The sequence below is a fragment of the Rhodanobacter sp. C05 genome (assembly GCF_002001165.1).
Taxonomy (GTDB): domain Bacteria; phylum Pseudomonadota; class Gammaproteobacteria; order Xanthomonadales; family Rhodanobacteraceae; genus Rhodanobacter.
Genome location: NZ_MUNQ01000008.1, coordinates 259,558 through 276,903 on the forward strand (window position 1 = coordinate 259,558; position 17,346 = coordinate 276,903).

The 17,346-nt window shown below is 59.0% G+C and carries 3 protein-coding genes (1 of these 3 only partly in view); all 3 read right to left on the minus strand.

Annotation, left to right across the window (positions count from 1 at the left end; all coding sequences use genetic code 11):
- A protein-coding gene (locus B0E51_RS19165; protein WP_143525823.1) for a type I polyketide synthase crosses the window boundary here: on the minus strand, positions 1-14,249 show its beginning. 17,998 nt of this gene lie to the left of the window's left edge; only the first 14,249 of its 32,247 coding nucleotides appear in the window; the start codon lies at positions 14,247-14,249; the stop codon falls past the left edge of the window.
- 82 nt (positions 14,250-14,331) lie between these two features.
- Positions 14,332-16,029, minus strand: a complete 1,698-nt coding sequence (locus tag B0E51_RS07140) for a cyclic peptide export ABC transporter (protein ID WP_077444180.1) — start codon at positions 16,027-16,029, stop codon at positions 14,332-14,334.
- A 78-nt stretch (positions 16,030-16,107) separates the two neighbouring features.
- Complete coding sequence (locus B0E51_RS07145) at positions 16,108-17,217, minus strand: HAD-IIIC family phosphatase (RefSeq protein ID WP_077444181.1); 1,110 nt, start codon at positions 17,215-17,217, stop codon at positions 16,108-16,110.
- Positions 17,218-17,346 lie beyond the last annotated feature (129 nt).

Sequence of the window (17,346 nt, forward strand, 5' to 3'; positions counted from 1 at the left end):
AACAGATCAACACCCTCGACAATGCCGCGTGCCTTTACATAGGCAGGGTTATGGATCAAGGCCGGATCGACACCCGCCTCGCGCAGCTCGTCGTCGCTGAAGATGGTCAAGGATTCGACCCCGTTCAACGCGTTATTCCAGAATGTTTTGACGTCATCCGCGCCAGGGAAGCGACCGGACATGCCGATAATCGCGATACCCGAACCCGCATTACCGCGCCGGGCTCGTTGTCGGCGTTTGTCCGTGTCAACCTTCGACGGCGCATGCATCAAAGATTCATTGGCAGGCAACAAGTGCTTGGCTAACGCGCTGACACTCGATGCCTCAAACAAGAGGATCGGCGACAGCGGCACATTGAATTCACGTTGCAATTCGGCAATGAGCTGCAACGAGATCAGCGAGTTGCCACCCAGTTCAAAATAGTTATCGTCCAGGCCTACCTTGTTGATGCCCAGCACATCCTGGAATACCTGCGCGATGCGCTGCTCGACTTCATTGCTGGCGGCTACATAAGACGTGCTTAGCGCCGGACGTTCGTAATAAGACAATGCTTCGCCACGTGCGGACTTCTGCCGCAGGTGCTTGCGATACACCCATTGGTCGAGGCGTGCGTGCAGACTGGCCGTAGAATTGATCAGGTGATTCGCGCGGGTCGATCCAAGCACGCGACGCACCGCTTCAGAACCTTCATCCGGCCACATCAGGAAAGCTTCGAGCGTGGTTCCCTTATGGAACTGTTCGCCTTCGCGTGCCCAACTGTCCCAGTTCACCGACACCCAACGCGTATTTGCATTGTTGCGTTGGGACAATGCATAGCTGTCTTCGTATGCGTTCGCCGCGGCATACATCGATAGCGTGATGCCACCCAAGGTCGCGGAAAGCGAGGAGAACAACATGCAGAAATCGGCGTGGCGCGATTCGAGCAACTTGCCAAGTACTTGCGTACCATGCACCTTGGCGACGAAATGCGCTTCGCAGCGCTCCCGCGTGGTTTCCTTAATGATGTTGTGCGACTCAAGCGTGTTGAGTCCGGCGGCATGAAACACACCATGAATCTGCCCGTAGCGCGCTTCGAGCAAGGCGAACGCCTCGCCCATGCGTACTTCGTCGGCGCTGTCGGCAGTCAGCACCAGCACTTCACCGCCCGTTTCTTCTATCGCGCGCAACTGGATAATCTGGCGGCTGGTTTCGTCATCGCCGGCGTGCTCGCTCAGCCAGGTATCCCACAGCTCGCGCGCGGGGAAGTCGCGTCGCGACAGCAAGGCCACCTTGGCGGCATAACGACGCGCCAACATGCCTGCCAGCGTCATGCCTACATTGCCGAGGCCGCCGGTAATGACATAAGTACCGTTCTGACGTAAGACGTCATGATCCGGCAGTACTTCGTCCGCAGGCAGCGTGGCGTAGGTTTGCACCAGACGCTCGTCGCCGCGGTATGCCACTGCTACGTCGTCGGTGGTGGCGACCACTTCGCTAAAGAGACGATCGATATCGACAACGTCAAGATCGATGCTGCGCAACGTGATGTTGGGGCATTCCTGCGGAATAGTGCGGCAAGCGCCAATGCTGGTGCCCTTGCCGGAACTCATCGCATCGCCGTCTCTCACTGCGTACAAACCCGTCGATACAACCAACAGACGGATCAAGCCGGTCATGCGGCTCTCGTCCAGCGCACGCACGAGGCCGAGCAGGCTGAAGAAGCCATGCTCCTGTAAAGCGTCGAATGTCTGCGCGTCGTCGACGTTGCCCAGATGCACGATGTGCTCGGGCGTGATGCCGGCTTGGCGTAGTTCACGCAGCACACGTGTGAGGTGGCTGGGATCGCCTGCATTGATCACATAGTCATGCGTGGCCGATGCACTGAACGTCGCTGTTTCGTGCGCCGTGATCGTCACTACGTGCTGCGCGTGTTCGCGCAGCTTGCTCGCCAGCGCGGCGCCCGCACCAACACGGTCGAGCAGCACCAACCACGTCGACTGTTCCAGCGATTGAGCGTCTGTAGCGTTGGCGCCCAGCGGCGAAGGCAACCACTGCGTCTGGTAGAACCAGCGACCGATATCGGCGAGCTTACCGTTCTCGGCATCGTCCTCCAGGTTCGACTTGCCCGGCTCGATCCAGTAACGCTGTTGCTCAAAGGCGTACGTTGGCAGCGATAGCTTCAGGCGACGCTCGTTCGCGTAGTACGCCGCCCAATCCGGCTCGATACCGGTCAGCCACAGTTTTGCCAACGCCGTTTGCAGGAACGCATCGTCCGCTTGCTCGTGGAATACCGCACGCAGCACCGAGATCACTGGCGCTGCGTCCTTGTCGTATCCCGGATGCTGCTTGACAAACGAGGCCAGGCTCTGCCCAGCGCCCACTTCGATCAGCACGCGTTCCTTGTCTTTCAGCAACTCGCCGACGCTGTCGGCAAAACGCACCGTCTGGCACAGGTGCGACAGCCAGTAGTCCGGCGAAGTTACCTGCGCTTCTTCGATCCATGTGCCGGTCAGGTTGGACAGATAGGGAATCGTCGGTGCTTTCAGCGCGATATCCGACAGCAACTCGCGCAAGCCTTCGCACACCGGTTCCATCATGTTCGAATGGAACGCATGCGTGGTCTGCAACCGGCGCGTCATGACCTGACGTTCACTCAAGCGTGCTTCCAACGCCTCGATCGCCGCCGTCGCCCCGGATACCACGGTCATCTTCGGGCTGTTGCAGATCGCCACCGACAGCGCGTCGCCCAGCAGCCCGCGCACTTCATCTTCCGGCAACGGCACGGCCAGCATCGCCCCGCCCGGCAACGCGTCGATCAGCTTGGCGCGCAAGGCCACCACGCGCAGTGCATCCTCCAGGGACAAGCTGCCGGCTACCGTCGCGGCGACGTACTCGCCCAGGCTGTAGCCAATCAACGCCTGCGGCACGATGCCCCAGCTCATCAACAGATGTGCCAGGCAGTATTCGATCACGAACACACACGGCTGTGCCAACCAGGTTTGTTGCAAGGCGTTGTCCGCCTGCGGCCCCTGTTCGCCACGCTTGAGGAGTGCCTTCAAATCCAACACCGGGCGCGCGCCACCTACCCTGCCCGCCTGCGTAAACAATAGCTCGCGCAAATCAAGTCCGATCACTTGCTGCAACTGCTCGCAGCAATAATCGAGTTCATCGCGGAACACCGGCTCAGTGCGATACAAATCGACGGCCATGTCCTGATAGTGGTCGCCCACACCGGGGAACATAAACACCACCGACGGTTTTCCGTTCGGTGTCAAATGCCCCTGTTCGCCACCTTGCTCCAGCGCGGCAATGGCTTCGCCACGTTCGTTGCAAACCACCGCTTTGCGGAATTCCAACCGCTTGCGTCCCATCTGCAGCGTGTAGGCCACATCGGCCAGATTCTGTTCGGGATGTTCTTGCAGATGCGCGCTCAGTCGCGCGGACAAACCATCGAGCGACGATTGCGTTTTTGCCGACAACAACAGCAATTGCGTGCCGCGCGACGGGCCAGATGGTTCAAGCTCCGGTGCCTCTTCCAGAATGAAGTGCACATTGGTGCCGCCCAAGCCGAGCACATTGACAGCCGCACGACGGGGCACCGCTCCACGCGGCCATGCCATCGCCTGCTCTGCGACGAAGAACGGGCTGTTGGCAAAATCGATGTTCGGATTAGGCGCTTTGAAATGCAGTACTTGCGTGATCCGCTCGTGCTGCAGCGACAAAGCGGCTTTGATCATGCCGGTCACGCCAGCGGCGCGGTCGGTGTGGCCGATATTCGTCTTGATCGAACCCAACGCGCAGAAACCGACCTTGTCGGTGCTCTGACGATAAGCCTTGGTCAGCGCTGTTACTTCGATCGGATCGCCCAGCTCGGTTGCCGTACCGTGCGTTTCGATAAAGCTGATGCTATCCGCCGTAACGGCCGCCACCGCCAATGCCTCGGTGACCACCGCGACCTGACCTTCGACACTGGGTGCGGTATAGCCGATCTTGAACGAACCGTCGTTGTTGAGCGCCGAGCCCTTCACTACTGCATAAATATGATCGCCATCGGCCAGCGCATCTTCCAGACGCTTGAATACCACCACGCCAACGCCGTCACTGATCACTGAACCCTTGGCATCGGCATCGAACGTACGCGTATGACCATCGGGCGAATCGATGCCGCCCTCTTCATATAAATAGCCAGCCTTGCCCGAGATGCCGATGTGCACACCGCCGGCCATGGCGATATCGCATTCGCCATACTGCAGACTCTTGCAGGCGGCATGCATCGCCACGCCCGAGGTCGAGCAGAACGTCTGCACCGACATTGCCGGACCACGCAGATTGAGCTTGTAAGCCACCCGCGTTGCCAGCGAATCGTTATGATTGCCGATGCCTGCTTGCAGCGTCGCCAGACCGGAGGTCAATAGCTCCGGATGCGCGAGCACGTTGTGCATGTAGGCACTGCCCGCCGCGCCAGCGAAAATGCCGATCAAGCCGCGATAGGTTTCGGGATCGCACGCGGCATCTTCCAACGCCTCCCAGGCGCATTCGAGAAACTGGCGATGCTGCGGATCGATCATCTCCGCTTCGCGCGGTGCATAACCGAACAACCGTGCGTCGAAGACGTCGAAGTCGGCAACGTCGTAGCCCACCCGCACATAGTTGGGATTGCGCAGTTTGGCTGCACTGACGCCCGCTTCCTGCAATTCCGCTTCGCTATAGAACGTCACCGACTCCACGCCGGCGCTGACGTTTTTCCACAACTCTTGCGGGGTTCTCGCGCCTGGGTAACGTCCGGACATGCCAACGAGTGCGATATCGCGCGAAGCACTTCCAACTCTTACCCGTTCGCGTCGCTCGGCCAGCACTCGGCCGGCGTCCTGGGCGACGGAATCTTCCGTCGCGGGCGACAGATAACGGACTAAAGCATCGATCGTCGGCGCTTCGAATAGCACGACCTGACGCAGATCGACGTCCAGCTCTTTGCGTAATTCGGCAACTACTTGCAAGCCGACCAGCGAATTACCGCCGAGATCGAAGAAGTTGTCCTTGGTGCCGATCTGGTCGATACCCAAGGCACGCTGCCAAATTGCAGCGATCTTGCGTTCCATTTCATTGCTGGCCGCAACGAATTGACTCGACAACGCCGGACGCGGATAGGCGGTCGGGCGGCGACCGCGCGTTTGCTGCACGGCACTCGATATGTTGGTAACCCAGCAGCTGTTGCTGCCTTCGATCATCGCCACCGCATCTTCTGGCAGTAGGATCATCTGCGGCACATCGAGCGCAAGGATGCGGCGCACCGCTTCCATGCCTTCCTCAAACGTAATGCCGAATTGGCGACGATGACTGCGCAGCGCTTCCTGCATTTCCGGCTGATAGCCTTTCAGGCCATCGCTCCATGCATCCCACTGCCATTCACCGAAGTTGATCGATACCGTCACGCCATGCTTCGCGCGATGACGCTGCGCGAATGCATCCATAAACGCATTCGCCGCGCAGTAATCAATCTGGCCGGGGCCGCCGCCGGTGATCGCCGCAATCGACGACACCAAAATCATAAAGTCGAGCTTTATCCCGGACAGCGCACGATCCAACGCCAAGGTGCCTTGGATCTTTGGCGCCATCACGTCCGCCGCAACCTGCACGGTCTTCAGCTGGGTCAAACCTTGGCCAGGCAGACCCGCTGCATGGAACACACCATCGATTGTTCCAAACCGAGCGACCGCTTCGCGTACCGACGCATCCATTTGGGTCTGATCAGCCACATCGGCGGTGATCATCAGCACGTCGGCGCCGGCCTCGATCAGACCGCTGATCTTGCGCACGCGTTCGGTGAGCTGGTCGTCCTTGCCTGCGGCAAGAATCGCATTCCACTCCTCGCGCGGCGGCAATCCTGATCGGCCCACCAGCACGAGCTTCGCGTTGCGGGTTCGGTACACATACTCGGCGAAAGCGAAGCCGATACCGCCTAAACCACCGGTGATGAAATAAACCCCGCCTTCCTTCAGGCGCGGAATCTCATCGAATGGCGCTTCGATTTGCACCGGCTCAGCGACCGCAATCCAACGTTGTCCGTCGCGGAATGCAGTGAACTGATCTTCGCCAGAGAGAATCTCGGCGGCCAGACGCGATCCCAATCGATCTGCCGCCAACACTGCTTCGCTGGACGAGAACAGATCAATGCTGCGGCAGGCGACGCTTGCGAATTCCTGCCGAATGACTTTGCACGGACCGCGCAACGTCGCTTTCGTCGGGTGAATCGTTTCCGTGCCGAGCACCGGCTCCATATCGCTAGCGACGATGCACAGTTCGATTGGCGTATCGCTTAGCCGCTCACCGATGGCTTGGGCCAGATGGAACAAGCTGTAGAAGCCTGTTTCCAGGTGTTCTTGTAAATGGCCGGACAGATCAGCGTCCCAGCGTTCGGCCGCCCACAAATGCACGATCCGTGCGGGCGTCAGACCGCGGCGCTTGAGATCTTTCAGCACCGCAATGTAATCGTCCTTCTCTGCGGCACGAAGCGAGAGGGAACCATCGTTTGCGACCTCGAAAGCATCGCCACGCCTGACCAACACCGTCTCGATGCCAAGCGGTTTCACTGCCGCGGCCAACGCATCGCCGATGCCGTCCGTATCCGCAAAGATCAACCAACACGAACCGGTCGGCAGTGCGAATGTCTTCAATGCGCCATCAACCGTCCCGATGCTCTTCCACGACGGTACGTAGAACGAATCGGCAAGCGGTGATTTCTCCGCCTGCGTCAGCATGCGATTTACGAGAGACCAATCGGTTACTTCCGTGTCGATCCAGTAGCGCTGACGATCGAATGCATAGGTCGGCAACGAAGCTTTGAGACGGCGTTCTTCGCGATAGAAAGCCGCCCAATCCGGCTCGATGCCGGCCAACCACATCCGGCCCACGGCGCCCAACAGGAAAGCATCATCGCGCTGATCTTGGAACGGTGCGCGTAGCGTCGGGATCACCGCCATCCCACGCCCATACGCCGGATGCTGCTTGACGAACGAGCCCAAACTCTGGCCCGCGCCCAGCTCCAGCAAGACGCGTCCCTTGTCTTCGCCCAACAACTCGCCGATGCCATCGGCGAAGCGCACCGTGCCGTACATATGCGACACCCAATAATCCGCCGAGGCCGCTTCCTGCTCGCCGATCCAGGTGCCGGTCAGATTCGACAGATACGGAATCGCCGGTGCCGAGAACACCACGTCCGCTAACAGCTCGCGCAGTCCTTCGGCCGCGCCGTCCAGCATCGGCGAATGGAACGCATGCGTGGTTTGCAAACGACGGCTGACAATCGTCTTTGCGGCAAGCGTCGCTTCGAATGCTGCAATCGCTGCGTCCGAGCCAGATACCACCGTGGTCTTCGGGCCATTGCAGATGGCAATCGATACATCTTTCGGTAGCAGCGCAGCGACTTCCGCTTCCGCCAACGGCACCGCCAACATCGCCCCGCCCGGCAACGCTTCAATCAACTTCGCGCGCAACGCGACCAGGCGCAGCGCGTCTTCCAAACTCAGACTTCCTGCTACCGCCGCAGCAACATATTCGCCCAGGCTGTAACCGATCATCGCTTGCGGCTGGATACCCCAGCTCATCAGCAATTGCGCCAAGCTGTATTCGATGACGAAGACTGCAGGCTGTGCCAACCATGTCGCCTGCAGACGATCATCTGCGCGCGCGCTCTGATCGCCACGCTTTAGCAGAGCCTTCAGATCCATCGTTGCACGCGGCTGGCCGGACAAGCCACCTGGCGTGAACAGCACCTCGCGCAGATCCAAACCGATCACCGGCTCCAACACGGCGCAGCAATGATTGATCAGATCGCGGAACGCTGCCTCGGTCCGATACAGATCCGCAGCCAGGTCCTGGTAGTGATCGCCCACGCCCGGGAACATGAACACCACCGACGGCTTGCCGTTCGGTGCCAGATGCGGCTGTTGGTCTGCTTGCAGTGCAGCGATGGCTTCGCCGTGATCGTTGCAGACCACTGCTTTGCGGAATTCCAACCGCTTGCGTCCCGTTTGCAGCGTGTAGGCCACATCCGCCAGGTTCTGCTCGGGGTGTTCTTGTAGATGCGCACTCAGTCGCGCCGACAATCCATCCAGCGACGCTTGCGTCTTCGCCGACAACAACAAAAGTTGCGCGCCACGCGAGGGACCCGACGGCTCGATCTCCGGTGCTTCTTCCAGAATGAAGTGCACATTGGTGCCACCGACACCCAGTGTCGTCACGCCCGCGCGCCACGGCGAAACCGAGGCCGGGAGTTCCTGCCGCTGGTTGCTCACCACAAACGGACTGTTGGCCAGATCGATCTTGGGATTGGGCCGCTCGAAATGCAGCGTCGGCGGCACCAAGCCCGACTTCAGCACGTGGGTCGCCTTGATCACGCCGATCACACCAGCGGCGCGGTCGGTATGACCGATATTGGGTTTGATCGAGCCGAGCGCGCAGTAGCCAACCTTGTCGGTGCTCTCGCGATACGCCTTGGTCAGTGCCGCCAACTCGATCGGATCGCCCAGCTCGGTTGCCGTGCCATGCGCCTCGACATAATGAATGTCAGCGGCGCTTAGTCCGGCGTTCTCAAGCGCCATTGAAACCACTTCGGACTGTTGCTCGACGCTAGGCGCGGTATAGCCAGCCTTTAGCGAACCGTCATTGTTGACGGCCGAGCCCTTGATCACCGCGTGGATCGTGTCGCCGTCCTCAATCGCGTCCTCAAGACGCTTCAGCAACACCATGCCGATGCCGTCGGAGAACACGGTGCCCTGTGCGCGCGCATCGAATGTACGTGTATGACCGTCGGGGGAAGCCTGATTGCCAGGCTCGTAGAGATAGCCGCCCGTGCTTGGAACACGCAGGGAGATGCCGCCTGCCAACGCCATATCGGACTCGCCGGCGCGCAAGCTCTGGCACGCCAGGTGGATCGCGACGCCGGACGTCGAACAATACGTGCCGACCGAGAGACTCGGCCCTCTCAAATTTAGCTTGTAAGAAACGCGGGTAGCGAGCGAATCCTGGGTATTGGCCAGATAGGTATCGAACTCGTTGAGCCCTTCCCACAATGCCCGATCTAAAAACAGGCCAGCCTGGTATTCGCTGGGAGTGGTGCCGGCGAAGACAGCGATCGATCCGTCATAGCGATACGAATCGTAGCCGGCATGTTCCAGCGTCTCCCACGCGGTCTCCAGCATCAGGCGATGCTGCGGATCCATCAATTCCGCTTCGCGCGGACTGATGCCGAACACGCCCGCATCGAACAGGTCGATGTCCGCGACGACGCCGCGCACCTTCACGTAAGCGGGATTGTGCACAAGCGCCGGATCGACGCCGGCTTCGCGCAATTCGTCATCACTGAAACGGACCAACGATTCGACACCGTTCAGCGCGTTATCCCAAAGCGCGCGAATATCCGGCGCTCCCGAAGACCGGCTCGCCATGCCGATGATGGCGATATCCGAAGAAGTCGAACCACGCTTGACCAATCGGCGACGCCTGGCCGAGGTGTCAGCTGCCGCCGGTCGATCTTCGCCCCCAAGCAACGACGCCAGGCGTTGGCTGACCGCGCTGATGCTGGGCGCCTCGAAGATCAGGATCGGCGACAGCTGCGTTTCGAACTCGCGCTGCAATTCCGCCAGGATCTGCAAAGAGACCAGCGAGTTTCCACCAAGCTCAAAGAAATTATCTTCCAGCCCGATCGCGTCGATCCCCAGCACGTCCTGGAAAACCCGGGCGACGCGCTTCTCGATCTTGCTGCTCGCCGCGACATAGGCGGTGCTCACCGCCGGGCGCGCGTAGTAAGAAAGCTTGCGCTCCGTGTTGCCGCCAGTCGGGGATGCCGCCTTGCGATACACCCACTGGTCGAGGCGCGACCACAGATCCGCCGTTGAATTGACAAGCCGCGCAGACGCGCTCGATCCCAACACCCGACGGACCGCCTCGGCGCCCTCGTCCGGCCACATCAACAACCCTTCCAGGGTGGTGCCTTTATTGTCCTGTGTCCCCCGACCACTCGCCCAGGTGTCCCAATTCACCGAGACCCAGCGCGTACCCACGGCATTGCGCCGCGACACCACGAAACTGTCTTCGAATGCATTCGCCGCGACATAAGCCGACAAGGTAAGGCCACCCAGCACCGCCGAAATCGACGAGAACACCAGGCAGAAATCGGCGTTGCGCGTTTCCAGCAAACGCGAGAGCGCCAGCGTTCCACGAATCTTCGCACTGAAATGCGTATCGATTTGCTGCGCCGTCAGTTCGCCGATGATGTTGTTGGACGCGGCAGTGATAAGGCCGGCGGCATGAAACACGCCATGCACCTGGCCATAACGTTCGTCGAGGAGGGCAAAAATTTCACCCATCCGCGCTTCGTCGGCAACGTCCGCGGTAAGCACCAGCACTTCACCGCCGGCGGCTTCCATCTCGAGCAGCTTGGTGATCTGCTGGCTGACGGATTCCTCGGCGTCATGCTCGGACAACCACTGCTCCCACTGCGCACGCTCAGGGAATGCACGACGCGATAGCAGCGCGACCTTTGCGTGATAGCGGTGGGTCAGCATTCCGGCCACAGTCAAGCCGACGTTGCCGAGGCCGCCGGTGATGACGTATACACCACCCTGACGCAACACATCGCGATCCGCCGCGACTTCCGCCAGCGGCTCGGACTCATAGCGCTGCACCAGACGCACATCGCCACGATAGGCAATCGCGACGTCCTCGCTCGGCGACAGAATCTCCGCCAGCAGTCGACTGCCAGCTTCCGCATCGATGCCGTCGATGTCGACGCTGCGCACCGCGACGTTCTGATATTCCTGTGAGATGGTACGGATCGCACCGATCAGCGTTGCTTTCGCCGTGCTTATCGCATCGTCCATCCGTGCCGCATACAGTCCATTCGAAACGATATCGAGTTGAATCGGCGCTGTGCTCCGACTCTCTCCCAGCGCCTTCATCAACGCCAACAGGCTCAAATACCCCCGCGCCTGCGCAGCGTCAAAGTCATCTTCCGCGGTCAAACCACCAAGATGCACGATGCGATTCGGAACAAAGCCTTCCTTCCGCATCTCGCCAATCGCGCGCCGCAGACGCTCGGGATCCGACGCGACGTCGGTCGATACGATCCGCTTCGATCCACGCAAACCCTTGCTCAACGCTTCGCCCGCAGAACTATCTGCGAACAGCACGAGCCAGTTTGCCGCCCCGGCATCCGCACTGGCCTGCACTACCGATGCTTCGCTCCACGATTCTCGGTAGAACCACTTGCCGATATCCGCAATCTTCTCGCCAACTTCTTGTGTCGACGGAACCACCTGCTGCCGCGCCTCGAGCCAATAGCGCTGGCGATCGAACAACCAACTGGGCAGCGAAACGTGGCTGCCGGGGGCATCTTCGAATGTAGCGTCCCAATTTACGGAACCGCCGGCGCACCAGAATTCACCGAGGCTCTTGAGGAAGACTGCCTGATCTTCTTGCGGATCGAACGCGCCACGGCAGGTGGAAACCACCAGGTGCTTGCGTTGATTAAAACTGGGGTGCAAGCGGGCCAGCGAGTTCAGACTCTGACCTGGGCCGATCTCGATCAACGCGCCGGACTCGCGCTCGAACAGCTTTTCGAGGCAAGCACCGAATTGCACGGTTTCGCAAAGATGACGTCCCCAATAGGCAGAGGATGTCGCCTCATCATCTTGCAACCAGTCGCCAGTCACGTTCGACAGGATCGGGATGCGCGGAGCAGACAGCTGCATGCCGTCGATCAAATCCGACAGCGCCTTCGCCACCGGCTGCATCATCGGCGAATGGAAAGCGTGCGAGGTGCCCAGGAGACGGCTGATAAAGCCATCTTCTTGCAGCTTTTCTTGAATCGCCTTGACCGCCGCGAGCGGGCCCGATACGACACTCAGACGCGGACCGTTGACGATGCCGATCGCCAGCTCCACATCCTTATTGAGATATTCGCCAAGCGCTTCCGTCCCAAGCGGTACGGCCAACATTGCACCGGCCGGCAATTCGCTTATCAAGCGCGCCCGGGTCGCAACGATCCGGAGCCCGTCTTCCAGCGAGAACACGCCCGCGAGCGTCGCCGCCGTATATTCCCCAAGGCTATAGCCGACACATGTTCCAGGCGCAATTCCCCATGTTTCCAGCAGGCGCGCCAACGCGTATTCCAGTACAAACACGGCCGGCTGCGCCAGTTCGGTCTGCGCCAGGATGCCAAGATCTCGCTCTCCGGCAACCATGCGGCGGAATGCGTCGCCCGCACTGGCCTCCCTCGATGGCCGCGTCTGGAAGACATCCAGCAGATCGAGGTCGAGTTCACTCTTCAACCAGCCGCAGCAGTAATCCACCCATTGGCGGAATACCGGTTCGGCTTGATAAAGACCCTGTCCCATTCCAAGGTAGTGATCGCCGACACCGGCAAACACGAATGCCGGCGACATCTCGGGAGAAAGCAAACGTTCCGATTTCGCAACTACAGGACTGGCACCAGGAGCCGCATCCGCGACAACGACCGCACGATAGGGATAGCTTTCACGCTTCGTTAGCGTATACGCCAGATTGCGGCGGGACGGCGCATTGCCACCGCGCAAGCTCTCATCGACAACGCGGCACGCACGCTCCAGGCCAGCAGCAGTCCGCGCTGAAACCGGGAAAGCTCTGAAGATGATCTCGTCGTCTTTTTCGGCCTCTGTCGGAGCAGCCTCCAAAACTACGTGCACGTTGGTGCCACCGAAACCAAACGCACTGACGCCAGCCAGAGGCAAGCGCGAGCTAGTCGGCCACGGCGTCAGCGCCGTGACGACTTCCACCATCGTCTTGTCGAAGCCGATGCGCGGATTCGGTCGTTCGAAATGGAGCGAGGCGGGAATTTGGCGATGCTTCATCGCCAGCACGGTCTTGATAAGACCGGCCATGCCGGCCGCAGCCTCCAGGTGACCGAGATTCGTCTTGACCGAGCCAATCAGACATTTGCGATCGGCCGGTCGCCCTTGCCGCAACACCGCCGACAAGGCAGCGACTTCGATCACATCGCCGATCGGTGTCGCTGTTCCGTGAGCCTCGACATAGTCGACGTCCGCCGGCGAGATGGCCGCCGCCTCATAGGCGGCTTCCAGCATCGCTTCCTGGGCCGCCCGGTTCGGCGTCGTCAGCGCGAGCGTCCTGCCATCCTGATTGATTGCGCTGCCGCGGATCACGCCGTAAATGCGGTCGCCATCTGCTTGCGCGCGCGAACAGGTTTTGAGCACCAGCGCCGCGGCGCCTTCACCACGAACATAGCCGCTCGCATCCGCATCGAACGTTCGGCACTTCCCATCCGAGGACAACAATCCTGCCTGCGAAAACACGATGGTGAATTCCGGCGTCAACATCAAATTGACCGCGCCCACCAAAGCCGTTCGCGACTCGCCGCTGCGAAGGCTTTGGCAGGCCATGTGAATCGCCGTCAAAGCCGAGGAACAAGCCGTGTCGATCGATAAGCTCGGCCCGCGCAAATCGAAGAAATAGGAAATTCGATTAGCCGTGATGCTTGCTGAATTACCGGTTCCTGCATAAGCGTCGATCGAGCAGCGATCACTGAATTGCCGGTCGCGATATTCCTGGTTCGACAGACCAACGAACACACCAACCCGGCTGCCGCGTACGGCGTCGCGATTGAGGCCAGCGTCTTCGAGCGCCTCCCATGCAACTTCGAGCATCGCCCGCTGCTGCGGGTCCATGCGTTCTGCTTCGCGCGGCGCTATGCCGAACGCTTCGGCGTCGAATTCCTCGATGTCAGGGATGAAGCCGCCATGTCGCGTGTTCATCTTGCCCGGTGTGCCGATGACCGGATCGTAGACGGAGTCCAGATCCCAACGCGCCGCAGGCACTTCCGAAATCGCGTCCTTGCCGGAACTCAGCAATTCCCAAAATTCAGCGAGATTTTGTGCGCCCGGAAAACGGCAGGACATGCCGACGATGGCGATCGGCTCCTGCGCCGGCAATGCCGGCTCCGCAGGTCGGGAAGAGCGTTGCGTCGACCGCTCACCCGTCGCAGAAATATATTCGACGACGTCGCCGATGGAATCGAAATCGTAAAACAGAGTGACCGGCAGTTCGGTTTCGAGCCAACGCTCGAAATCGCCGGTCAGGGCTGCGGCTTCGCTGGAGGATAGACCGAGATCCGAAAAGGAATCATCCCACGTAATCTCCGACATCGAGACTCCGCTGATTTCCCCCAGATGCTCGACGAGCCACTGACCAATAACGTTCTTATCCATAGTACGCATTTGGCACCCATCGATTGCAATTCATTGATTGACAGCAGCAAAGGCGTTTGCCGAGGCCGCTGAAGAATCGAACGGAAGTACTTCAAGCAGGCACGGCTATCTCTTGAGGGATTCCATGCACCATGCGACCGCTGTCGAGTTTTACGATCCGGTCCGCGACGTGGTAATAGCGGTCGTCGTGGCTGATCACGATGACGGTTTTACCCTTGGCTTTCAGTTCGGGCAGAATCTTGTAGTAAAAAAATTCCCTGAACTCGGGATCCTGGTCCGCCGCCCACTCGTCAAACAGATAAATGGGGCGGTCCTCGACATAAGTCGTGACGAGTGCCAGGCGTTTCCTCTGGCCTTGTGACAAAGAGATGGTTGAAAACCTGCCTTCATGCACCTGTACTTTTTTCTCCAGGCGACATTCACGCAGGTATGCCCTGATAACAGCATCGGTCTGCGGTAAATCCTCGGTGCCGTAGAGTTTGCTGAAAAGATATGAGTCCGAAAATACGGTGCCGAAGTGCTGCGTGTACCAAGCCCGGTTCTCCGACTGAACTCTCACGCCATTGAGCCAAACCTCACCACGTCCAGGCTCGTAAAGCCCGCAAAGAATTTTCGCGAACGTGGTCTTGCCGCTGCCGTTGCCACCGATGATGAATAGCAACTCACCCGCTTCAATAGAGAGACTGATCGGTCCGAGTTCGAAACCGCTTTCACCATCGACGCCGCCGTAGGTGTGGCCAATGCCAGTCAGTTTTATGTTGCAACCGGAGGCATGCGGCCGTTCGCCGAGATTCACATCGTTTGCGACAGCAGTTGCGACGCGGTCACGTGAGTTGCGCGAATGCAATTCAGTCACGGACATCGACGCCGAGTGCCGGAACACGCCAAGCGCCTCAAGATTATCCAGCGCCACACCTGCGCGAGCGAATTGGCTGCCGCTTTCGATCACGCGATCCATGTTCGCCTTCATGTAAAGAAGCGTGACCATGAAGCTGATCATGACCTCATGGGAAATTCCGCCCAGGAGTTTTCCACCGTAGATAAGCAACGCGACAAAAATAAAAAAAGCTATTTCGGAGTATCCGTAGATAACTCCAAACAGCAGTTCAGCGCTGTAATTTCTATCCCGGTACTTAGTCGATACGTCATAGAGCTCACCGGCGTAAAAACCATTCCACCGGGACAAGTTCATTTTCAGTTCCTTGATGCCACCACTCATCGCGTTGTACGTGGCTAGCATCGTTTCCGCAAAAGCACGCGCTTCACGCAGGTATTGCTCGAACTTCTTTTTCAGAAATTCGCGCGTCACGGTCAGGACTACCATGAAACCCACCAGCACAAGCAACAGCTTCCAAGACAGATATCCCAGATAGCAGAAGGATGCGATGGTCACCGTGTAGTCGACCAGCACCGCAGGGAGCGAGCGCATGGATTCCGACAGACGATCCACGTCCTGGGTAACGGCCGACAGCAGTTTGGCGTTGCCATCGCGCTCTAGTTCGACAAGCGGCGTATTGATCCATTGCCGTCCGAGTTGGAGCCGAAGGTCGAACGCCGACCACAGCGCCAACTTGGAAATGCTCACCCTGGCAATGAAACTCGCCACTGCTGCGGCAGTGCAAAGACCGATGAATTCCCAAATGTCCGCATTCCCGTCAACGACACCCCTGAGGTGCGCATTGAATATCATCAGCAAGCGGACGGCGGTCAATCCAGCGACAGCTGAGATGATCGTGGTGACAATGATCACTCCAGGAGCGTACCCGAACAGAAAACGTAAGATCCTCACCGCACACCTCTCTCACTCAGCGCTGGAATTTTCGAGTAATAAAATCGAATGCGAATCTAGAAACGGAACACCCTCGAGCTATGCGAATACATCTTCACGACACCCAATACCGTCCACGATATGTACGGAGGCGTAGGGGGGATAATCCGGCACCACGCGGCAGTCGTTTTCCAAAATACTGATGCCACCGACTTCACTTACGTTTTCAAAATTGCTGAAACGGTAAGTGATGTACATCATTCGATTTCGATCAGTCCGAATGAATTCAGCGCGCAAACGCACGCCAGCCTTGTTGGCTTCAGAGATCAAATAATTGATGATGATCGTGCCCACGCCACGCGACATCACGCGACACGACATCAGCAGCAGCTTCACCGTCCAATGTTCCTGTGCGCGCTCCAACAAGCACAGGCCGATCTTTCCATAGGCGCCGAACTTGTCTTCCAATCCGGCGATAAGCAGATCGTGATCGGGCGAATCCATGATCGCCTTCAGCTCATCGTAGTTGTAGGTGCGCCCGGTGGTATTTAACTGATGGGTGCGCTTGGTGAGCTCTTCCGCTCGCTGCAAGTCATTTTCGGTCGCCCTTCCCATCGTCAGCTTGAGACCAAGGGTCGCCAGAAAATCATCTTTCGGCCCTTCGTACTCCGCTTCCACCGCGTTGCGCTGGATATCGCTGAGATACATGAGTCGGCGGCCTTTGGATTCGTCCGTGATGAAACGCGGAATGAATTCTTGCCGTTCGAGAATGGCGTCAAACTCGATCGCGTCGACACACAACACGTCCGGATGCGAGAACGCCACTTCCTCGCGTTCGTACGACTGATCGTCGATAAAGGCAATGCTATCGATACCGACATTGATCGCCGTGGCGATCGCCTGCACCGAGACGGCCTTTGATCCCCAGTTGATCTGCGGATAGAGAAAATATTCGGCGATGCCGAACGAACCCAGCTTCGCCATGGCGGTGGCGTGATCATTCTTGCTCGAAATCGACTGAAGGATGCCGCGGCGATCGAGCTCCTGGATCACATTCATGACGCCGGGAATCAAGGTGACGGCCTCATCTTCGAGGAGAACACCGTCCCAGATCGTATTGTCGAGATCCCAGACGACTACCTTGACCGACTTAGTGCGCCGCTCTTCTCTGTCTTTTTCCAACTCAACCAACAATGCATCGCTAGACATCTCTATTCCTCCGAAGAAAAGACAGCGAAAGATCGCAACTACGGATAGCAAAGCTTGAGTCGCCACTGTCGCCGGAACGATAAGCAACGCCCCAGCGCCGGAGCCGATGAAGAATTTGTGGTGGCGTAC

What these genes read in the sequence shown, in the direction of transcription:
- B0E51_RS07145 (WP_077444181.1), bottom strand. Translation starts at nt 17,217, where the DNA reads ATGTCTAGCGATGCATTGTTGGTTGAGTTGGAAAAAGACAGAGAAGAG.